General features: G+C 73.4%; 17 protein-coding genes and 1 pseudogene. 8 read left to right on the top strand and 10 right to left on the bottom strand.

Annotated elements, in window-relative coordinates; all coding sequences use genetic code 11:
• The first annotated feature begins 86 nt into the window (after positions 1-86).
• Complete coding sequence (locus FVS66_RS04525) at positions 87-977, top strand: LysR family transcriptional regulator (protein WP_149179757.1); 891 nt, start codon at positions 87-89, stop codon at positions 975-977.
• A 55-nt stretch (positions 978-1032) separates the two neighbouring features.
• On the opposite strand, the gene FVS66_RS04520 is transcribed toward FVS66_RS04525, so the two are convergent.
• The 3 genes from FVS66_RS04520 to FVS66_RS04510 form a co-directional block, all read right to left on the bottom strand.
• Positions 1033-3201 carry an EAL domain-containing protein gene (locus FVS66_RS04520; RefSeq protein ID WP_149179676.1) on the bottom strand — a complete coding sequence of 723 codons (2169 nt, stop codon included), beginning with the start codon at positions 3199-3201 and terminating at the stop codon, positions 1033-1035.
• Entirely contained in the window at positions 3198-4010 is an 813-nt protein-coding gene (locus tag FVS66_RS04515) for an SAM-dependent methyltransferase (protein ID WP_149179675.1), read from the bottom strand. Before FVS66_RS04515 ends, FVS66_RS04520 begins: the two co-directional genes overlap by 4 nt.
• A 220-nt stretch (positions 4011-4230) precedes the next feature.
• Positions 4231-5262 (bottom strand): SCO0930 family lipoprotein, encoded by a 1032-nt coding sequence (locus tag FVS66_RS04510; RefSeq protein ID WP_149179674.1) that lies wholly within the window; start codon positions 5260-5262, stop codon positions 4231-4233.
• 833 nt (positions 5263-6095) lie between these two features.
• On the opposite strand from FVS66_RS04510, the gene FVS66_RS04500 reads away from it, so the two are divergent.
• Together FVS66_RS04500 and FVS66_RS04495 are read left to right on the top strand one after the other, a co-directional pair.
• Positions 6096-6860: a DUF4239 domain-containing protein gene (locus tag FVS66_RS04500; RefSeq protein WP_149179673.1), complete on the top strand. Its 765-nt coding sequence runs from the start codon at positions 6096-6098 to the stop codon at positions 6858-6860.
• Between the two features lie 164 nt (positions 6861-7024).
• Positions 7025-7549 (top strand): hypothetical protein, encoded by a 525-nt coding sequence (locus FVS66_RS04495; RefSeq protein WP_149179672.1) that lies wholly within the window; start codon positions 7025-7027, stop codon positions 7547-7549.
• A gap of 118 nt (positions 7550-7667) precedes the next feature.
• On the opposite strand, the gene FVS66_RS04490 is transcribed toward FVS66_RS04495, so the two are convergent.
• Entirely contained in the window at positions 7668-8153 is a 486-nt protein-coding gene (locus tag FVS66_RS04490) for a hypothetical protein (protein WP_149179671.1), read from the bottom strand.
• A gap of 311 nt (positions 8154-8464) precedes the next feature.
• Between FVS66_RS04490 and FVS66_RS04485 the strand changes: the two genes are divergently transcribed.
• Entirely contained in the window at positions 8465-9142 is a 678-nt protein-coding gene (locus FVS66_RS04485; protein ID WP_149179670.1) for a class F sortase, read from the top strand.
• Positions 9143-9237: 95 nt separating this feature from the next.
• On the opposite strand, the gene FVS66_RS04480 is transcribed toward FVS66_RS04485, so the two are convergent.
• Together FVS66_RS04480 and FVS66_RS04475 are read right to left on the bottom strand one after the other, a co-directional pair.
• Complete coding sequence (locus FVS66_RS04480; protein ID WP_262386807.1) at positions 9238-10128, bottom strand: polysaccharide deacetylase family protein; 891 nt, start codon at positions 10126-10128, stop codon at positions 9238-9240.
• 262 nt (positions 10129-10390) lie between these two features.
• The gene (locus FVS66_RS04475; RefSeq protein WP_149179669.1) at positions 10391-11590 is read right to left on the bottom strand and encodes a CapA family protein; all 1200 of its coding nucleotides are present in this window, start codon (positions 11588-11590) and stop codon (positions 10391-10393) included.
• A gap of 262 nt (positions 11591-11852) precedes the next feature.
• Here FVS66_RS04475 and FVS66_RS04470 point away from each other — a divergent pair, with 262 nt between their 5' ends.
• From FVS66_RS04470 to FVS66_RS04460, 3 genes are all read left to right on the top strand, one after another.
• Positions 11853-12401 (top strand): sigma-70 family RNA polymerase sigma factor, encoded by a 549-nt coding sequence (locus FVS66_RS04470; RefSeq protein ID WP_149179668.1) that lies wholly within the window; start codon positions 11853-11855, stop codon positions 12399-12401.
• A gap of 177 nt (positions 12402-12578) precedes the next feature.
• Entirely contained in the window at positions 12579-13061 is a 483-nt protein-coding gene (locus FVS66_RS04465; RefSeq protein WP_149179667.1) for a hypothetical protein, read from the top strand.
• Positions 13062-13225: 164 nt separating this feature from the next.
• Entirely contained in the window at positions 13226-14350 is a 1125-nt protein-coding gene (locus tag FVS66_RS04460) for a glutamate--cysteine ligase (RefSeq protein WP_149179666.1), read from the top strand.
• Between the two features lie 19 nt (positions 14351-14369).
• Here the strand turns inward: FVS66_RS04460 and FVS66_RS04455 are convergent, their stop codons facing one another.
• The 4 genes from FVS66_RS04455 to FVS66_RS04440 form a co-directional block, all read right to left on the bottom strand.
• The gene (locus tag FVS66_RS04455) at positions 14370-15575 is read right to left on the bottom strand and encodes a sensor histidine kinase (protein ID WP_149179665.1); all 1206 of its coding nucleotides are present in this window, start codon (positions 15573-15575) and stop codon (positions 14370-14372) included.
• A 166-nt stretch (positions 15576-15741) separates the two neighbouring features.
• Positions 15742-17478, bottom strand: coding sequence for a cation acetate symporter (locus FVS66_RS04450; protein ID WP_149179664.1), 1737 nt, complete (start codon positions 17476-17478; stop codon positions 15742-15744).
• A gap of 9 nt (positions 17479-17487) precedes the next feature.
• The gene (locus tag FVS66_RS04445; RefSeq protein WP_149179663.1) at positions 17488-17886 is read right to left on the bottom strand and encodes a hypothetical protein; all 399 of its coding nucleotides are present in this window, start codon (positions 17884-17886) and stop codon (positions 17488-17490) included.
• 370 nt (positions 17887-18256) lie between these two features.
• Positions 18257-19000, bottom strand: coding sequence for a LytTR family DNA-binding domain-containing protein (locus FVS66_RS04440; RefSeq protein ID WP_149179662.1), 744 nt, complete (start codon positions 18998-19000; stop codon positions 18257-18259).
• A 104-nt stretch (positions 19001-19104) separates the two neighbouring features.
• On the opposite strand from FVS66_RS04440, the pseudogene FVS66_RS04435 reads away from it, so the two are divergent.
• Positions 19105-19340, top strand: a pseudogene (locus FVS66_RS04435) (zf-HC2 domain-containing protein); the annotation flags it as partial.

The following is a 19340-nucleotide window of genomic DNA, read 5'->3' as shown; positions in this document are numbered from 1 at the left end:
GTAGGGCCGTAGGTCCTCAGAGGTCCAAGACATGGTACGGCTCATCTTGATAGACGATCTCTATCATGGCCGCTTATCGTGGGCGTATGCAGTTCCAGCAGCTCGTGTATTTCGTGGCCGTCGCCGAGACCCGGCACTTCACCCGGGCCGCCGAACGGGTCCATGTCTCCCAGCCGTCCCTGTCGCAGCAGATCCGGGCCCTGGAGAAGGAGCTGGGCACCGAGCTGTTCAGCCGGGCGCGCGGCAATATCGCGCTGACCGACGCGGGCGAGGCGCTGCTGCCGCTGGCCCGGCGCATCCTGGCCGACGCGGACACGGCGCGGCAGGAGGTGCAGGAGCTGGCCCGGCTGCGGCGGGGGCGGGTGCGGCTGGGGGCGACGCCGAGCCTGTGCACCGGGCTGCTGCCCGACGTGCTGCGGGCCTTCCACGACCTGTACCCGGGGATCAGGCTGCTCATCGAGGAGGGCGGCTCGCACGACCTCGTACGGGAGCTGGCCCGCGGGACGCTGGACCTGGCGCTGGTGGTGCTGCCGCTGCCGACGCCGTCGCCGGCGCTGACGACGGTGGAGCTGCTTCAGGAGGACCTGGTCGTGGTGTCGTCCGCGGCGGATCCGGCGCCGCGGCGGCCCGTGCGGATCGCGGACCTGGAGGGGCGGGCGATGGTGATGTTCCGGCACGGGTACGACTTGCGGGAGCTGACGGTGGCGGCGTGCCGGGCGGAGGGGTTCGAGCCGTCGTTCACGGTGGAGGGCGGGGAGATGGACGCGGTGCTGGGGTTCGTGCGCGCGGGACTGGGGGTGGCGGTGGTGCCCCGGATGGTGGCGGCGCGGGCGGGGCGGGACTTGCGGGTCACGGCGCTGGCGTCGCCGGGGTTGCGGCGGACCATCGCGCTCGCGCACCGGAGTGACGTCGCGCCGCCGCGGGCCGCTCGGGAGTTGCAGCGGGTGCTGCTGCGGTCCGGGCCCGGAGGGGGCTGAGCCGCATGGCCGGCTGCGGGCGGGCGGCCGGCTGCGGGCAGGCGTTCCACAGGGCTCACACCGCGTCGGCCATGACCAGGGTGTGGATACGGTCCGGGGCGCCTGGGCGGGCGTAGTACCAGCCCTGGGCCGTGTCGCAGCCGATGGCACGGAGTTGTCGGGCCTGGGCGGCTGTTTCGACCCCTTCCACGGTGACCGCCAGTTCCAGGCTGTGGGCCAGGGAGACGATGCCCTCCACGATCTTCAGGTCGACGGGGTCGGCGGGGTGTTGCTGCATGCCCCGGGTGAAGGAGCGGTCGAGTTTGAGGATGCTCACGGGGAGACGGCGGAGGTTGGCCAGGTTCGAGTAGCCGGTCCCGAAGTCGTCGAGGGCGATGTCGACGCCCATCTCGGCCAGTTGGCGCAGGGGTTTGAGCAGGTCTTCCTCGGCTCCGATCAGGGCCGACTCGGTGACCTCCAGGCAGAGCGCCCCGGGCTCCAGGCCCGAGCGCTCCAGGACGTCGGTGATGTCGGTGACCAGACCCGGGTGGTGGAGCTGGGTGGGCGACAGGTTGACGTTGATGCGGAGCGGGCCGCCGTCGGTGTGGCGGTGCTTCCAGAACCTGGCCTGCCGGACCGCCTCCTCCAGCACCCAGCGGCCGAGCGGCACGATGAGGCCGGTGTGCTCGGCGAGCGGGATGAACCGGTCCGGGCCGAGCACGCCGTGCTGCGGGTGGCACCAGCGGACCAGGGCCTCCGCGCCGTGCACGGTGCCGTCGCCGAGGTGGACGAGCGGCTGGTACTCGATGAAGAACTCGCCCCGGTCCAGGGCGGCGGGCAGCGCGGTGGTCAGACCGTGCCGGGTGATGGCGCGGGCGTCGGCCTCCGGGTCGGCCCGCTCGTAGCGGTTGCCGCCCGCCGACTTGGCCCGGTACATGGTGATGTCGGCGCTGCGCAGCACCTCCGCGCAGCCGTGCTCACGGGCATGGCCCTCGACGATGCCGATGCTGCCGCGCACGGTGATGTCGCGGCCGTCCAGGCCGATCGGCGTTGCGAGAGCGTTCAGGATGCGCCGGGCGAGGTCCTCGGTCTCCTCGGGGGTGACGTCCGGACCGGTGGTGAGGGCCACGAACTCGTCTCCGCCGAGCCGTGCGACCATCTCGCCGGGCGCGGTGGCGCAGCCCTCCAGCCGGTCGGCGACCTCGACGAGGAGGCGGTCGCCGGCCGCGTGGCCGAGGCTGTCGTTGATGGCCTTGAAACCGTCCAGGTCGAGGTAGCAGAGGCCGAATCGGGAGCCGTCGCCCGCCGCGAGGGCCTTGTCCAGACGTTCGAAGAACAGGCTCCGGTTGGGCAGCCCGGTCAGCGCGTCATGGGTGGCCTCGTAGCGGAGCCGCAGATTGAGCAGGCGTCGCTCGGTGGTGTCCTCCATGAGAGCCAGCTGGTACTGGGGGCGGCCCTCGGCGTCGCGCAGCAGCGACACCGTCAGATTGGTCCACAGGACGGTGCCGTCGGAGCGGTAGAACGGCTTCTCGACGCGGAAGTGGTCGCGTTCGCCGCGCACCAGCTCGCCGTAGAGCCGCCAGACGTGCGGGGCGTCCTCGGGGTGCACCCAGTCGGTGACCTTGCGGCCCCGTACGACCTGCTCCAGGCCGCCGAACATACGGGTGAGGGCCTCGTTGACATCGAGGACGTTGCCCTCCAGGTCGGCGATGCCGATGCCGATGGCCGCCTCCTCGAAGACGGCGCGGAAGCGGGCCTCGGTGTCGTGGAGCGCCTGCTCGGCCAAGGCCCGGGCGGAGAGCGCGGAGCGGGCGATGGCCTCCTGCTCGCTGAGGGTCCGCTCGCGCAGCGCACGGGCGAACCCGGCGGCCAGCCCGTGCTGGAGCCTGGCGCAGCGGGCTCGCAGGTCCTCGGCGGAGGTGTCGCGCCCGGTGCCGCAGTACAGCACCAGGTACGAGTCGACGACACCGAGCGTACGGCTGAGCGCGTCCGGATCGGTGCAGTGCGCGGACACCAGGGCGGCGCCGACGTCCTGGGCGGGGCCCGGGTCGAAGGGCCGGGCGTGCAGGGCGGCGCAGAGCCGCCGGGCCAGCGGCAGCAGGTGCTGTTCGAACTCGGTGCGGGTCATCGACGTGGCGGTGACCGGGAAGATGGCCCGGCTCCAAATAGTCGCGAACCGCTGGAGTCTGTCCTCCAGGCCGTCCGGCTCCGCCGCGGAGCCGGACGCCTGCGCCGGCACGCTCACCCCTTGCGCCCCACCCCGGCGAAGCCCGAGAAGGCGTACGGATCCTCCTGCTCGGGCGGGGTGTCGGGCCGCCAGCGCGGCATGGACACCAGACCGGGGTCGACCATCTCGTAGCCGTCGAAGAACCGGGTGACCTCGTCGCGGGAGCGCATCACCAGGGGGTTGCGGATGTCGCGGTAGACGCCGACGGTCCCGCCCGCCCGTTCCTGCGGCACGGGCATGCCCTCGAAGGACGCGTGCGTGAGGATCAGGAGGCTGCCGGGCGCCATGGCGTCGCGCAGTTCGGCGACGGCCCGGTGGGGCTCGTCGGAGTCCTCCAGGAAGTGCAGGACGGCGACGAGGAGCAGCGCCACGGGCCGGTCCAGGTCGAGGAGCCGGGACACCTCGGGGCTGCGGAGGATGTCCTGCGGCTTGCGCAGGTCGGCGGCGACGATGTCGGCGCGGTCGTTGCCGTCGAGTACGGAGCGGCTGTGAGCGACGGCGACCGGGTCGTGGTCGACGTACACCACCCGTGCGTCGGGGCTGGCCTGCTGGGCGACCTCGTGGACGTTGCCGAACGTCGGTATGCCGGAGCCTATGTCGAGGAACTGGGTGACGCCCTCGGTGACGGCGTGGTGCACGGCGCGACGCATGAACGCCCGGTTGGCCTGCATGATCTTGGGGAGGCCCGGTATGAATTCCATGGCCTTGCGGGCGGCTTCACGATCGACCTCGAAGTTGTGGGAGCCGCCCAGGTAGTAGTCGTAGATGCGGGACACGCTCGGCACCGAAAGGTCGATGCCCGGCGGGGCCCAGGCGGGACGGTCCATCGAATCTCCAACAGTCGCCACGGTGATGGGGCCATGTTCATGGCCAGTGTTCGAGCCGAGGCTACTGATCGCCCGGCGGGAGGGCGAGGGGAAACGGAAAAATACGATCCGTTCTTGGTCACAAGCCGCTGGCACGTGCACGCGAAAACGGGCGGCCCGCCGTTCCCGCGAGGGGAGGGAGACGGCGGGCCGACCGGGCCGGAAACGCGCGTGGGGGAATCTACTTGGGCGCTCCGACCAGCTTTCCGTCGGGCGTGACGGCGTACCAGGTGCCGCCCACACCCTGCCCGTTGGTGTCACCGGGCTTCTTGTCGCCGGCGAAGGTGTAGAGAGGCCAGCAGTCGATGGTCTGCTGCTCCTTGCCGTCGGGCCGCTTGAACGTCACATACCCCTTGGTGGTGATGCCTTCGGTGTCGTTCTTGTCGACGGGCGCGACGATCGGCCACTTGTCGAGGCAGGCGCCGGTGCAGGCGGTCTTCATGGGCCAGGCCGAGTCCTTGGTGAACCGGTAGACCGTCATGCCCTTGGCGTCGACGACGACTTCGCCGAGCTTGGGGTCCTTGCGGACGGAGAGGCCGGCGCGATCGGCGGGCGCCTGCTCCTGGCCGCCGGCGGCGTCACCGGAGCCGTCGCCGCCCTGGGAGCCGGCCGGTTCACCGGCCGGTTCACCGGCTGAGGAGGACTCGCCGGGTGCGGCCTTCTTGCCGTCGGGCGCCGAGGCGAACCAGGTGCCGCCGACACCCTGGCCCTTGGCGTCACCGGCCTTGGCGTCCTTGGCGTACCGGTACATCGGCCAGCCGTCGACGGTGAGCTGCTTGGTGCCGTCGGGGCGGGTGAGGACACCCAGGAGTGTCGCGTCTACGCCGGCCGGCGGCTTGGCGCCGTCGGCGGTGACCACGGGCCAGGTCTTGGCGCAGTCGCCCTCGCAGGCGGACTTCGGGGGGTTGGGGGTGTCCTTGTCGAACCGGTAGAGGGTGCGGCCCTCGGCGTCGGTGAGGACATCCCCGAGTTCGCCGCTCTTCCACACGGCGAGCTGTCCGGCCACCGAGGTGGGCGCGGCGGCTGAGGCGCCTGCGTCGGAACCGTAAGCGCCGCCGTAGCCGTCGCCGCCCTGGCCGGGGGCTCCGGCGGGTGCCGCCGCGCCTACGGACTGGCCGCCGATACGGTCACCCTGGTCCTGCCCGCAGGCCGTGAGGGTGAGTGCGGCCGCGGCCGCAGTCGCCACGAGCGCGGTGTTGCGCCAGTTCTTCATCTCAACTCCCGTTGTATTGATCTCGTTCCCGGCGTCCGCGGTGCGCCGTTCATGGCCCTAGGTACGGGCGTGGGGGCGAGAAGTGTTCAACGGTGGCGGAAGATTGCGGAAGAATTCCGTGGCGGAGCGGACACGGACGTTCGAGCGGAACCCTCCATCAGGGGAATGGCCGCTCCGCGCCGCTTGCGGGGTCGTTGGTCCGATCATGCTCTTGGGCGTGTATGGATCCCTTGTCGCGCGAGTGCTGGCGAGCGCCGCGCTCGCCTGGCCGCTCGCGCTCTCCCCCGCGTTCTCGTCGCCCGCGGCCGCGGACAGCTGCGCCTACGCCTCCATCGGCCCGGGTGGCACCGACGCGGTGGCCGTCGCGGGCGGCTCGACCTGTACGCCGTCCCCCACCCCCGTACCGTCGCCGACTCCGCCTCCGACACCGGCACCGCCGCCGCCTCCCCCTCCCCCGCCGAGTCCGCAGCCGACACCACCGCCGCCTCCCCCTCCTCCGGAGCCGGACCCGCCACCGGTCAGCGCGGCGCCCGCGCCTCCGCCGCCGGTACGGCCACCGGCGCCGCCCCCGCCGCCGCCTCCGCCGCCCGCTCCCCCGGCGCCGGAGCGCCCTGCGCCGGCCCCTCCTTCGCCGCCGTCACCCTCGCCGCCGGTCCGGTCGGTACCGCCGTCCCCGCCGCCGCTTCCGCTGTCCGCCTACAAGGCCGCACAACGGCCGAAACCGAAGCCGGGCCCGTCCATGGTGTCGGTGATGCTGCTGCTCACGCTGCCCGCGGTGTTCGCCGCGGCGGTCCTCCGCCCCCGCTCCTCCCGCTGACCAAGAGGGAACTGCCGTGTCGCAATGGCTTGTCCTGACCCTTGCGATGGCCGCCGCGTGCGCGGTCGTCCTCACCATCGTCGTCATCAACCACCGCCGGGTCGGTGAGGACGACGACCCGTCCGAGACGCCGGACGTCATCGAGTACATGACGATGATGATCGGCGTGGTCTACGCGATCGTCCTGGGCCTGGCGATCGCCGGAGTCTGGGAGGGCCGTGGCGCCGCCCAGGAGAGCGTCCGTCAGGAGGCCCAGGCGCTGCACGAGGTGGTGGTGCGGTCCGAGGTGTGGCCGGCCGATGTGCACCGGCGGATCACCGGCGACGTCGACGCGTATGTGAAGCATGTGACGGGCCCCGAGTGGGAGGCCATGGCCGACCGGGGCGAGCTGACCGCGAAGGGCACCGAACTGCTGCACGAGGTGCGCCGGTCGGTCAGCGACTACCGCCCCGCCGACGAGCACGAGGCCGAGGCGTACCAGCCGCTGGTCGACCAGGTGGCGGTGGCCGACGACGCGCGCAGCATCCGGGCGGACACGGCGGGCGAGACCATGCCGGGCGTGGTGTGGTTCGGGCTGATCACCGGGGCGCTGATCGCGGTGGGGCTGATCTTCACGCTGCAGATCCGCCGGACCTTCCGGGAACTGCTGCTGGCCGGTCTGTACAGCGCGCTGATCGCGTTCCTGCTCTTCCTGATCTGGGCCATCGACGCGCCGTTCGGACGGGGGGTCGCGGCGACGACGGAGCCGTTCCTGAACGCCTTCCCGCAGCTCGGCGGCTGAGCCGGGCGGGCGTGTGGGCCGTCCGGGTGATCGGATGCCCCATTCGCCCGACCGGGCTCGCGGGTGTGGTATGGGCCTCCTAGCGTTCCGGGCATAGAGGGTCATTTCCCATGCGCTGCGGAAGTCGGTTCCGCGGCTGCCCCTCGGGACCGGAGGCTCAAGTCATGCGCGCGATAGGTGCCGCTTCCGCCGCTCTGCTCGGAGCCGCGGCTCTCGCTCTCACCGCTCCCACCGCCGCGGCGGTGGATCCGTTCGTCATCTCGCCGTCGACCGTCGACCCGGGCGGCAGAGTCACGCTCTCCGCGCCCGGCTGCGCGGGGACCGCGATGGCGTCGTCCGGGATCTTCGACACTGTCACCATCCCGGCCGGCGGTGCGGCCACGGCCACCGTCGACTTCGACGCCCGGCGTGGCGCCGTCTACACGGTGTCCTTCACCTGTGCCGGAGGTGCCCCCGGCACGGCACAGCTGACCATCGCCAGGGCGCCGACGACCAGTTCGACCGCCGTGCCCACCGTGACGCGGACGGCGACGGTGACCGCCGCGCCGTCGGGTGTACGGGGCGGCCTGGGCGGCAGTGTGGGCGGCTGGAACGCCGGTGAGCTGGCGGCCGGCACGGCCCTGGTGGTCGCGGCGGCCACGGGCGCCATCTACATGGTGCGCCGCCGGGCGGAGAACCACCGCCACTGAACCGTCGGAACGAACCCGCCGACCACGAACGATCCCGTACCGGCAAAGCCCGTCGCCCCGAGTCCTGGCCAGGACTCGGGGCGACGGGCATGCGCGGCCGACCGGGAGGTTCGGCCGGTCAGACCCTTCCGCCGCTCAGGCGGCGACGGCGGCTGATGAACACACCGCCGCCGATGGCCGCGGTGCCGACGAGCGCCGCGCCGACGGCCATCTCGGTGGAGCTGGGCTCCATGGAGCCGCCCAGGCCGCCCTGTGCGCCACGACCGCGGAGGACCGTGAAGGAGCGGGTGACGACTCTCGGGCTGTCGCTGCACCGGACGGCGAGGTTGTATCGCCCCGGTGTGGCGTGGTCGTAGATCCGTGGTGTGGCGGCGGAGTGGCCCGAGGGGTTGACCGTGAGGGCCGTCTTGGGGAACGCGTTGGACGTCACGGTGCCGCCGTGGCCGCACCCCATGGCGCTGACCGCCAGGCTGCCGCCCTGGTGCACCTGCGTCGGAGAGACCGTGACGTTCGTCGGACCATTGGTGGCGGCGGCGAGCGGGGCCGAGAGCCCGACGGCCGCACAGGCGGTGGCGGCCACCGCGAGGGCGCGTGAAGCACGCATCGTTGAACCTCCAGCGGAAGACGCCCCAAAGCGGTGCTCCGGGTATTCGACGGATGCGCCTCCCATGACAAACCCTCACCATGGAGTCGTATCGTCGCATTTTGGCGCTCCGCCACCCCGGTGAGGCGACACGCCCGGGGCACCGGGGCCGTGTTCGACGGAGCCGCAGGTCACGGACCGTCGGTCAGCCGCGGGCATTGACTCGGATGGGTCATCACCCGTCTGCCACGCCGCCACCCGTTCGCCGCTCTCTGATCGCCGGGCGGGCCGGACGCCCTTACCGTGCGGGAAGAGGCCACGAAGGGAGAGGCATGGGCCTGGAGCGCAGAGGCATCGGGGACCGAAGTGCCTGGGACGTGATCAGAGGACGGCGGCCGTGGGGTGCGCTGGCGCTCGTCATGCTCAGCGGCCTCGCGATTATGCGGAACGGGGTGGACGTCGCCCCGGGGCCGCCCCAGCCGGCCGCCGCGACGTCCCCGCAGGCGGGGCAGACCATGGCCGCGCCCACGCCGTCGGCCGGGCTGCGGCCGCTGGCGTACGCCCCCGCCTCCCGGGTGCGCATCCCGGCGCTCAAGGTCGACGCGCCAGTCATCGACGTGGGCCTGGACCAGGAGGGCTGGATCAGCGCGCCGCCGCCGCAGGACCGGAACCTCGCGGGCTGGTACCAGAACGGCATCTCGCCGGGGCAGCCCGGTACGGCGGTCATCGTCGGGCACGTCGACAACGAGTCGGGGCCGGCGGTCTTCTACTCGCTGGGCGCGCTCGAGCCGGGCCGGCGCGTCGAGGTGACGCGGTACGACGGCCGGGTGGCCGTCTTCCAGGTGTACGGCGTCGAGGTGTTCTCGAAGGGCGACTTCCCCGGCGTACGCGTGTACGGCGACACCGGGCACCCGGAGCTGCGGGTGATCACCTGCGGCGGCGGCTACTCACGGGCGGGCGGCTACGACGGCAACGTGGTGGTCTTCGCCCGGATGGTCGCCACCCGCTGACGGCGGTGCCCGAACGGCGCCGGCCGGGGACGGCGGTGCCCGAACGGCGGTGCCCGCGGGGCCCGGTCGGCCGTCGCGGGCACCTGTTCCGGGCCTCATCGGCGTGGCACGGTGATGTGGTATCCCTCGTCCAGCAGCCGCGGCAGATAGGTCTCCAGGGCACGCACGCTCTGCGAGCGGTCGCCGCCAGCGTCGTGGGACAGCACGACGACGCCGGGGCCCGCCCCGTCCAGGACGCGGCGCACGATGGTCCCCGTGCCCGGCTCCTTCCAGTCCAGGGTGTCGACGGTCCAGGCGAGCGGCTCCATGCCGAGTTCGGCGCCGATCTCGAAGGACAGTCGGTTCCAGGCGCCGAACGGGGCGCGGTACCACAGCGGGGCGGCGCCCGCCGAGCGCTCGATCACGTCGCTGGTGGCGCTCAGCTCCTGTCGGATCCGGGAGGGCGGCAGCGTCGGGATGAGCGGGTGGGACCACGAGTGGTTGCCCACGACGTGCCCGTCCTCGGTCATCTGCCGCAGGAGATCCGGGTGCTGAGCGACCATCTCGCCGCACACGAAGAACATGGCGCGTACGTCGTGGCGGCGCAGGGTGCGCAGGATGGCCGGGGTGTAGCGGGGGTCGGGTCCGTCGTCGAAGGTGAGGACCATCGTGTTGCCGGCCCCGGCGACCCGCAGGAAGGGCCGCTGCCGTACGGGCGGCCGGGCACGCCGGAAGCGGGGTGGCGCGTACGCGGTCATGGGCTGGAGCCGGTACGAGGAGGACGCCGTGCCCCGGTTCACGGCGGGTCCCGCGGCGGGGCCGGGGGCGCCGGGGGGCTTCCCCGTGGGCGGCGGCAGCGACGGGGTCGGGTGCGCGGGGGCCGCGGTGGTGCCGCCGGATGTTCCCGGCCGGTCCACGCTGAACAGGCCGACGGTGGTGGTGGCCCCGAGTGCGGCGGCGATGCGCAGCACCATCCGCCGCCCCGAAGGCATCTGGTCTTTTTTCATGACCAATGCTCCGCACGGGCGACGTGCGGATCGGGCGCACAACACCGATGCCGGGGGCGAAAGCACCCGATGGGACGAGCGGCCCGGCCGGGTGGTCGGCCGCCACGGGAGCCGGTCAGTGACCGCGGACGGGCGGAACATGACCAGCCGGTCGACGCCGATGCCCAACGCGGTGCCGCCGTTCGGCGGCACCGCGTTGGCGACCCTGCGGCGCGCCTGTCGGACGCGGGCGGGCGCGCGAGGTGCCGGACGAGGCGCCCTGCTACCCGGACGGGGTGCCCTGCGGCCCGGCCATCACCAGGCCGTCCGCCGCCGCGCCGCGGCTGAGGGCCGCGCTCCTGATGCGGTCGCGTACGGAGGTGAGGGCCGTGTCGCCCGCGGCGATGGCGGTGTCCAGGTCGACGACCCGGTTGGTGGCCGTGTTGAACCACCGGGGGAGGAACTCCGCGCGCGTGACCTGCCAGCGGGCGCCGGGGGTGGCGGGCGGCGTGAAGGTGAAGCGGCCGATGGTGCTCTCGTTGCCGCGTGGGTCGTGAGTGCCGGAGTGGTCGACCATGGCGCCGGCGATCTGATCGCCCATGCCGTAGACGATCCAGGTGCCGTTGACCTTCTCGTACGCCTGTGGGACGTGCGCGTGCGTACCGAGGATCAGGTCGATGTCGGGGCGCCCGTCGGTGGTGGACGCGGTGAGCGCGCGACCGAGGGCGAGTTGCCTCCGGTCGGGGGCGGTCTGCCACTCGGTGCCCCAGTGGAGGCTGACCACGACGACGTCGGCTCCCGCTTCCCGGGCGGCGCGGGCGTCGCTGAGAATGCGGCTCTCGTCGATGAGGTTGACCGACCAGGGGCGGTCCATGGGGACGGGGATGCCGTTGGTCCCGTAGGTGTAGGCGAGGTGGGCGACCTGGGCACCGCCCGCCTTCAGCAGGGTGGGCGTTCCCGCTTCTTCGGCGGTGCGGGCCGATCCGGCGTGTCCGATACCCGCCTTGTCGAGGTGGTCGAGGGTGCGGCGGATGCCCTCGGGGCCGTCGTCGAGGGTGTGGTTGGAGGCGGTGGAGCAGGAGTCGTAGCCGGTGGCGCGGAGGGCGGCCGCGATCTGGGGCGGGGACCTGAAGGACGGGTAGCCGGTGAAGGGGCCGCCGCCCTTGCCGTACACGGTCTCCATATGGCAGATGGCGAGGTCGGCGGCGGAGATGACCGGCTCCGCGCCGGCGAGCATGGGGCGGAAGTCGTAGCCGTCGCCGCCCGCGTCGGCGTGGGCCTGCCGGATGAGCGAATCGTGCGGGAGGACGTCGCCGGTGGCGGCCAGCGTGAAGGGCCGGACGGCCGGGGACGCGTCGCCCGCCGACGAGGGTCCGGGCGGTGCGGGGCTGCTGAACGGCTGGCCCGCGGTGCAGGCGGCCGCGGCCGCGCCGAGGAGGACATTGGCCGCGGCGACCGCCGTCCGCCGGATCGGGAGGGTCATCGGGGTGCTCCCTGGGGTCGGGGCAGGTTGAGGGGACCTCCCGAATCCACAGGGGGCATACGCCCCAGTCAATCATCAAAGCTAGACAATACGACAAATTAACCGAATTGGCGTCATCCTCTTCGGTCGACCGTTCGCCGCACCATTCGCCGCTCGGTGCGACCGCTCGCCGCACACCTCGGTGCGTCGCCTGTCCCGGAGGGCCCGAATGCGTTCGGATACGCCTCGAGGGTCCTGGAGCCGGCGGGAAGGGATGTGAACGATGACGACGGCCATGACGACCACCGACGAGCGCGCCTTGGCGGAGGTCCAGCGGGAGCACGGAGCGGCGCTGCTGAGCTTCCTGCTCGGTCTCACGTACGGGGACCAGCAGCGCGCCGAGGATCTTCTCCAGGAGACCCTGGTCCGGGCCTGGCAGCACCCGGAGGCGTTCGAGGGTCCGTACGAGTCGATGCGGCCGTGGCTGTTCACGGTCGGCCGGCGGCTGGCGATCGACGCACGGCGGTCCCGGATGGCGCGCCCGACGGAGATCGGTGACGGGGTGCTCGCCTCCACGCCCGACCCGGCCGACGCCACGGAGTCGGCGGTCGCCGCACTGGACGTGCGGGCCGCGGTGCGGGAGCTGAGCCCCGCGCACCGGGCCGTGCTGGAGCGGATCTACTTCGACGGGCTGACCGTGAACGAGGCGGCGCAGGAGCTGGGTATACCGGCCGGGACGGTGAAGTCGCGCTCGTACTACGCGCTGCGGGCCCTCGGCCGGTGCCTGCCCGGGTACAGCCGCCCGCCGGTGCCTGAGCCCGCCCGTCTCTGAGGTCCCTCCAGATGCGTTTTTTCCCGTGCGTGACGGCACGGACGGGAACGTATGCGAAACCACACCGTCAAGTTGCGCAAAGAGCGGCCGCCGGCCCCGCCTTTCGGTGGAGGCTCGTCGTCTAGGGGTGCGTGGCCGAGTTACGCGCGGAAGTACGTCCGGGAGAAGGTGGGAACGTTGCGGCCCGAGAGCACGAACGGCACCGGCGGGGGCGGCCTGGCCGTCCCGATGGACTGGCTGTGTGCCGAGTACCTGGCCGATGAGCTGCTGCGGACGGGCGGGCTGGTGGAGACCGGCTCGCTGGAGTACGTGGCGGGCCGCCGGACACTCGCGCTGACGATCTATCTGAGCGACGGCGCGGTACCCGAGGAACAGCTCGACGAATGGCTCGACCGCACCTCGCACGACCACCCCTGGCAGGACTGGGTGCGGGAGCGGCTCACCGCGCGGCGGGCCCGCGACGGCGACGGCGAACCGGGCGTGGCCCTGGCGCTGGAGACCTTGCGGCTGCTGGAGGAGACCCTGCTGCTGGCCACGGACCTGGGGGCGCTTCCGGCGTCGCCCGCGGCCCCGATCGTGGTGGACGAGTCCGCGCAGGTGTGGCTGCCGTCCTGGCAACTGGGCCTTCCTCTCGGGCACTTGACGCTGCACCTGTACTGAGCGGCCCCGTCGGCGGGTACCGCCGACGGACCGTCGCGCGGGGCCGGAATCGTACGGTTGCCGCGACCGATCGTGCCGGTCATCCTGAGGGGGGCTGCCGGCACCCGCCGGCGCCGCACCGAGCGCGTATCCGGACGGCTGGGGCGGGAGTGGTGGTGGTCCTGATGGTCGCAGTGCCCGTGGGACGTGAGGTGACCATGGGCGTCGAGGAGGAGTTCCTCCTGGTCGACGCGGTCGACGGCGTTCCGGTGGGCGGCTGCGACGACGTCCTGGACGCCGACCGCCGAAGGCACCGGCCGGAGAGCGGGCCGGGGCGGGAATCCGCGCCGGAGTCCGCGCGGGAGTTCCAGCGCGAACTGCTGTCGACCATGGTCGAGACGGCCACCGCCGTGTGCACCGACCTGGCGGCCCTGCGCGCCGAACTGGCCGCGTCCCGGGCCCGGCTGGACCAGGCGGCCCGCAAGGCCGGGGTCCGCGCGCTCGCCAGCGGTACGGCGCCGATGGCCGCGCCCGCCCGGCAGGTCACGCCCACACCGCACTACCGGCAGATGGCCAGGCTGTACGGGCGGCTGACGGACGAGACGGAGACCTGCGGCTGCCATGTGCACATCGGGGTGCCCGACCGGCAGTCGGCCGTGGCGGTGCTCAACCATCTGCGGCCCTGGTTACCGGTCCTGCTCGCGCTGTCCGCCAACTCCCCCTACCACCAGGGCGCGGACACCGGGCACGCCAGCTGGCGCACGCTCGTGCTGTCGCGCTGGCCGACCCACCAGATCCCGCCTTACTTCGAGTCCGCCGAGCACTACGACCGTACGGTCGCCGGGCTGCGCCGCACGGGCGTCCTGCCGGGCCGGGCCACCAACGCGTACTGGTTCGCCCGCCCGTCGAACCATCTGCCGACCGTCGAGGTCCGCGTCGCCGACGTCGCACCCAGCGTGGACGAGGCCGTCCTCCAGGCCGGGCTCACCCGCGCCCTGGTCGCCTCCGCCCTCGGCGCTGTCGCCGCCGGCCGCCCGGCGCCCCGGCTGCCCGACCACGTGGCGGGCGCCGCGCTGTGGACCGCGGCCCGCTACGGGCTGCGCGGCCCGGCCGTCCACCCGCTGACAGGCTCGCGCGTCCCGGCTGCCGAGGCGGTGCGCGCCCTGCTCGGCCGGGTACGGCCGGCGCTGGAGGCGAGCGGTGACGAGGAGGAGGTACGGGCCCTGGCGGACCGGGTGCTCGCCCATGGCACGGGCGCCGACCGGCAGCGCCGCCGCGCCGCGCCCGACACGCCCTGGACGACGCTGTAGCGCCGTTGCCCGCGCGGTGCTAGGGAGTGTCGCGGTGAACGCCCGCGCGGTACTTGGGGACGCGGACGGTGACCTTCATACCCGCGTCGACGCCCGTCTCGACGACCAGGCCGTAGTCGTCGCCGTACACCTGGCGCAGCCGTTCGTCGACGTTGGGCAGCCCGATGCCGGAGGAACGGGGGCGCTCACCCGCGAGTACGGAGCGCAGGGCGTCCGGGTCCATGCCGACGCCGTCGTCCTCGATGGTGACGACCGCCTCGGCGCCCGCGTCCTGGGCGGCGATGGTGATGCGGCAGGTCTTCCGGGAGTCCTCCAGACCATGTTTGACGGCGTTCTCGACCAGTGGCTGGAGGCACAGGAACGGCAGCGTGACCGGCAGCACCTCCGGCGCGATCTGCAGCGTCACCTGCAGCCGGTCGCCGAAGCGGGCCCCTGCGAGGGCCAGATACTGCTCGATGGAGCGCAGTTCGTCGGCGAGCTGCGCGAAGTCGCCGTGCCTGCGGAACGAGTAGCGCGTGAAGTCGGCGAACTCGAGGAGGAGCTCACGGGCCCGCTCCGGGTCGGTGCGGACGAACGAGGCGATCGCGGCGAGCGAGTTGTAGATGAAGTGCGGCGAGATCTGGGCGCGCAGAGCGCGGATCTCCGCCTCGATGAGGCGGGTGCGGGACCGGTCCAGCTCGGCCAGCTCCAGCTGTACGGAGACCCAGCGGGCCACCTCGGTCGCGGCGCGCACGAGGACGGCCGACTCGTGGGACCCGTGGGCGACGAGCGCGCCGAGGACGCCCTCCTCGCCGGTCAGCGGGGCGATGACGGCCCAGCGCAGGGGGCAGCCGGGGGCGGCGCACTCGGCCCGTACGCTCTGCCCCCGGCCGGAGTCGAGGACCTCGGCGACCCGCTCCATGACCTGCTCGGTGTGGTGGGCGCCGCCCGGCCCGTCCCAGGCGAGCACGGCCGTCCGGTCGGTGAGCGCGAGCGCCTCGGTACCGAGGAGGGGGCGCAGCCTGCGGGCGGCCTTCCGGGCGGTCTCCTCGGTGAGCCCCGCGCGCAGGGGCGGGGCGGCGAGGGACGCGGTGTGCAGCGTGTGGAACGTCGCCCGCTCGACGGGCGTCCCGAAGTCGAGCCCGTCGCGCCCGCCGCGCCGCCCGGCCAGCCGCCCGAGCGCGAACCCGGCGGCGAGCAACAACGTCCCGGTAGCGGCCAGCGCGGCCAGCAGCGTCCCACTCACCACGGCCCCCCGCCCCACGCGCCGGGCGATGCGGTACCGGGCACCGTCGCACCGGCCCGCACCCCGCCGACCGCCGTCCCGCCGTGCCACGGCACCGCGCCGGGTGCCACCGCGGGCTTCGTCGCCGTACCCGGCCTGAGCGGGCCCGGCCTCCTCCTGCGGGGCCTCATCGTTCGGCTCCTTCCGGGTGGAGGCGGGTGGTCATCAGGTCTTCGGGAAGGTGCAGGCGGGCGAGGATGGCCGGGGTGCCGGGTGGGATGTGGCGGCGGGTGGCCAGGGAGACGACGATCATGGTGAGGAAGGCGAGCGGCACCGACCACACGGCGGGCCACGCCATGAGGGTGTGCGGCCAGCCGTCGGGGGCGAGCCCCGCCCGGGTGGCCATGACGGCCGTGAGCGCGGCGCCCCCGCCCGTGAGGAGCCCCGCGACGGCGCCCGGCGGGGTGAGCCCGCGCCACCAGATGCCCAGTACGAGCAGCGGGCAGAACGACGACGCCGACACCGCGAACGCCAGCCCCACCGCGTCCGCTACCGGCACCTTCGTGGCCACGACGCTCAGCGCCAGCGGCACGGCCATGGCGATCGGGGTGGCCAGCCGGAAGTGGCGCACCCCACGCGAGGGCAGCACGTCCTGCGTGAGCACGCCGGCGACCGACATGGTCAGCCCGGACGCCGTCGACAGGAACGCGGCGAACGCGCCGCCCGCCAGCAGCGCACCCAGCAGCTCGCCGGCGAGCCCGCCCACGACCCGGTCCGGGAGGACGAGCACGGCCGCGTCGGAGGCGCCGGTCAGGGCCAGTTCGGGGGCGTAGATCCGCCCGAGCGCGCCGTACACGGGAGGCAGCAGGTAGAACGCGCCGACCAGGCCGAGGACGACGAGCGTGGTGCGGCGAGCGGCGCGGCCGTTGGGGCTGGTGTAGAAGCGTACGGCGACGTGCGGCAGCCCCATGGTGCCGAGGAACGTCGCGAGGATCAGCCCGTACGTGGCGTACAGCCGGTGTCCGTCGTGGCCGCCCGCCAGGGAGCGGGACCAGCCGAGCGGGTCGCCGGCCTCGGCGGCGCGCTCCGGCACATGGGCGCCGGGCGGGAAGCCGAGGGTCGTGCCGGCCTCGACGCGGTGGAGGCCCTCGCCGAGTGTCACCCGATCCCCGTCGTACGCGGTCGCGTCGACGCGGCCGGAGACCGTCAGGGTCAGCGGTGCGTCGATCGCTACGCGGACCGTGTCGTCGACGCGTACGGCGGTGTGCTCGCGGAAGAGGGCGGGCGCGTCGAACCGGGCCCGCGGCGCGTCGTCCGCGAGCCAGGCGGTGACCAGGAACAGGGCGGGGACCAGCAGCGCGGTCAGCTTGAGCCAGTACTGGAACGCCTGGACGAAGGTGATGCTGCGCATGCCGCCCGCGGCGACGGCCCCGGTCACGACGAGGGCGACGAGGAGGCCGCCGACCCAGCCGGGGGCGCCGGTGAGGATCTCCAGGGTGAGCCCGGCGCCCTGGAGCTGGGGCAGCAGGTAGAGCCAGCCGATGCCGACGACGAGGAGGCTGGCGAGGCGGCGGACCTGCTGCGACTCCAGGCGGGCCTCGGCGAAGTCGGAGAGGGTGTACGCGCCGGAGCGGCGCAGCGGGGCCGCGACGAGGACCAGGAGGACGAGGTATCCGGCGGTGTAGCCGACGGGATACCAGAGCATGTCGGGGCCCTGGAGGAGGACGAGGCCCGCGATGCCGAGGAAGGAGGCGGCGGAGAGGTACTCGCCGCTGATCGCGGCGGCGTTGAGGGCGGGCTTGACCGTGCGTGAGGCGACGTAGAAGTCGGAGGTCGTGCGGGAGATGCGCAGGCCGAGGGAGCCGATGAGGACGGTGGCGAGGACGACGACGGTGACCGCCGCCACCGCGTAGGTCTGGTTCACCGGCGTGGCTCACCTGCCTTCGACGAGGCCGGTGAATTCGCGCTCGTTGCGCTCGGCCCGGCGTACGTACCAGCGGGCGATGAGCCACATGACGGGGTGGACGGCGACGCCGAGGGCGGCCCAGACGAACGGCTCCGGCGACAGGGCCGGGCCGTCCGGGGCGAGCGCCCCGGGCAGGGTGAGGAGCAGCGGCAGGGAGCCGACGAGCAGAGCGAGGGTGGCGAGCGCGGAGAGCGCGGCGCGCAGTTGGCTGCGCATCAGTGACCGGACGTAGGTGTGGCCGAGGGTGGTCTGCTCGCTGATCTCCGAGCGGGCGGGCGCGTGGCCCGGCGGCCGGCGGCCGGAGCGTGGCACTCCGGTGACGGTCTGGCGCCGGGGGCGGCGCGTGGGCGGCGGCTCGGGAGACATCGGTGTCCGGTGGTGAGGGGGCTCTGGTGGCTCGGGTGGTGGAGTTTACGCAGATACCCCGCCCAGAGATAGGCCGATTGTCGTCCTGGTGATAGGGGTGGCTCGCCGATGGTGCGGGGGGTGGCTCACTCCGTGCGCGGGGCGCCGCTCAGCGCGATCTCCAGCTCGACGTACGACTCCTCGGCCATGCGGAACGCCGGCTCCGGGGCGGCCGCGGTGCGCGGCCCGACGAGGCCGTGGGCGGCCTCGCGGATCTCGTGCAGGACGTCGGCCCAGCGCCCGGCGGTGCGGCGACCTCCTCCGGGCCGGCTCGGCCAGGCCCGGAAAGGGCGCGCAGGGTGCGCGGCTCACGCTCCAGCGCGTCGAACGGTCAGCTTCCGACGTTCCGCATGAGCAGCTCGCGCAGTTGGCGGGCGTGGCGGCGGCTGACGGACAGTTCGGCGCTGCCGACCCGGACGGTGGTGGCGCCGCCGTCCAGCCGGAGTTCGTCGATGCGGCCGAGTGCGACGAGGTGGCGGCGGTGGATCCGTACGAAGCCGCGCGCCGCCCACCGCTCCTCCAGCGTGGACAACGGGATACGGACGAGGTGGCTGCCCCCGTCGGTGTGCAGGCGCGCGTAGTCGCCCTGCGCCTCGACGTACGCGATGTCGTCGACCGGCACGAACCGGGTGACGCCGCCGAGCTCGACGGGGATCTGCTCGGCGACCGTGCCGGCGGGCGCGGGCTCGGCCAGGTCGCTGACCCGGCCGACCGCCTCCGCGAGGCGCTCCTTGCGGACGGGCTTGAGGACGTAGTCGACCGCCTTCAGGTCGAACGCCTGCACGGCGAAGCCCTCGTGGGCGGTGACGAACACGACGAGCGGCGGCTTGGCGAACCCGGCCAGCAGCCGGGCGACGTCCAGCCCGGTCAGCCCCGCCATGTGGATGTCCAGGAAGACGACGTCGATGGCGTCCTCGCCGTCGGGGCCCGCCTCCAGGGCGCGGCCGATGCGGCGCAGCGCCTCCGTCGCGTCGGTGGCCCCCTCCGCGCTGCGGACGCGACGGTCGGAGCGCAGCAGGTAGAGCAGCTCCTCCAGGGCGGGCTCTTCGTCGTCGACGGCCAGTACGCGCAGCATGGTGCGGAGTGTAGGCGGGCGCCCTTTGAGCGAGAAGCGGTCACGGTACGTACGGGTCGGAGGAGGGGGCGAGGGGGCGATTACGGGAGCGAGGGAAACGACCGATGGCACCGGCGGAGCGGCACGACGCTGTGGGCGCCTACGCGCTGGGCGTGCTGGAGCCGTACGACGCACTGTGCTGCGCGGAGCATGTCGCGCGGTGCGGTCCGTGCGCGCGGCACTTGGCTGAGTTCACCGAGGTGACGGCGGCCCTGGCGCAGCTGACCGGGCGGGCGCCGCTGAGCCCGCCGCCCCGGCGCGCCCCGCGCGCCGGAACGGTACCGGCGCGGGCCCGCCGACC

The organism is Streptomyces sp. TRM49041 (assembly GCF_008271805.1).
GTDB lineage: Bacteria > Actinomycetota > Actinomycetes > Streptomycetales > Streptomycetaceae > Streptomyces.
Note: the sequence above shows the minus strand (reverse complement) of the source record. Positions and strands in the feature narration are given on the sequence as shown.

What these genes read in the sequence shown, in the direction of transcription:
- FVS66_RS04525 (WP_149179757.1), top strand. Translation starts at nt 87, where the DNA reads ATGCAGTTCCAGCAGCTCGTGTATTTCGTGGCCGTCGCCGAGACCCGG.
- FVS66_RS04515 (WP_149179675.1), bottom strand. Translation starts at nt 4,010, where the DNA reads ATGGACCGTCCCGCCTGGGCCCCGCCGGGCATCGACCTTTCGGTGCCG.
- FVS66_RS04510 (WP_149179674.1), bottom strand. Translation starts at nt 5,262, where the DNA reads ATGAAGAACTGGCGCAACACCGCGCTCGTGGCGACTGCGGCCGCGGCC.
- FVS66_RS04495 (WP_149179672.1), top strand. Translation starts at nt 7,025, where the DNA reads ATGCGCGCGATAGGTGCCGCTTCCGCCGCTCTGCTCGGAGCCGCGGCT.
- FVS66_RS04490 (WP_149179671.1), bottom strand. Translation starts at nt 8,153, where the DNA reads ATGCGTGCTTCACGCGCCCTCGCGGTGGCCGCCACCGCCTGTGCGGCC.
- FVS66_RS04485 (WP_149179670.1), top strand. Translation starts at nt 8,465, where the DNA reads ATGGGCCTGGAGCGCAGAGGCATCGGGGACCGAAGTGCCTGGGACGTG.
- FVS66_RS04480 (WP_262386807.1), bottom strand. Translation starts at nt 10,128, where the DNA reads ATGAAAAAAGACCAGATGCCTTCGGGGCGGCGGATGGTGCTGCGCATC.
- FVS66_RS04475 (WP_149179669.1), bottom strand. Translation starts at nt 11,590, where the DNA reads ATGACCCTCCCGATCCGGCGGACGGCGGTCGCCGCGGCCAATGTCCTC.
- FVS66_RS04470 (WP_149179668.1), top strand. Translation starts at nt 11,853, where the DNA reads ATGACGACGGCCATGACGACCACCGACGAGCGCGCCTTGGCGGAGGTC.
- FVS66_RS04460 (WP_149179666.1), top strand. Translation starts at nt 13,226, where the DNA reads ATGGTCGCAGTGCCCGTGGGACGTGAGGTGACCATGGGCGTCGAGGAG.
- FVS66_RS04445 (WP_149179663.1), bottom strand. Translation starts at nt 17,886, where the DNA reads ATGTCTCCCGAGCCGCCGCCCACGCGCCGCCCCCGGCGCCAGACCGTC.
- FVS66_RS04440 (WP_149179662.1), bottom strand. Translation starts at nt 19,000, where the DNA reads ATGCTGCGCGTACTGGCCGTCGACGACGAAGAGCCCGCCCTGGAGGAG.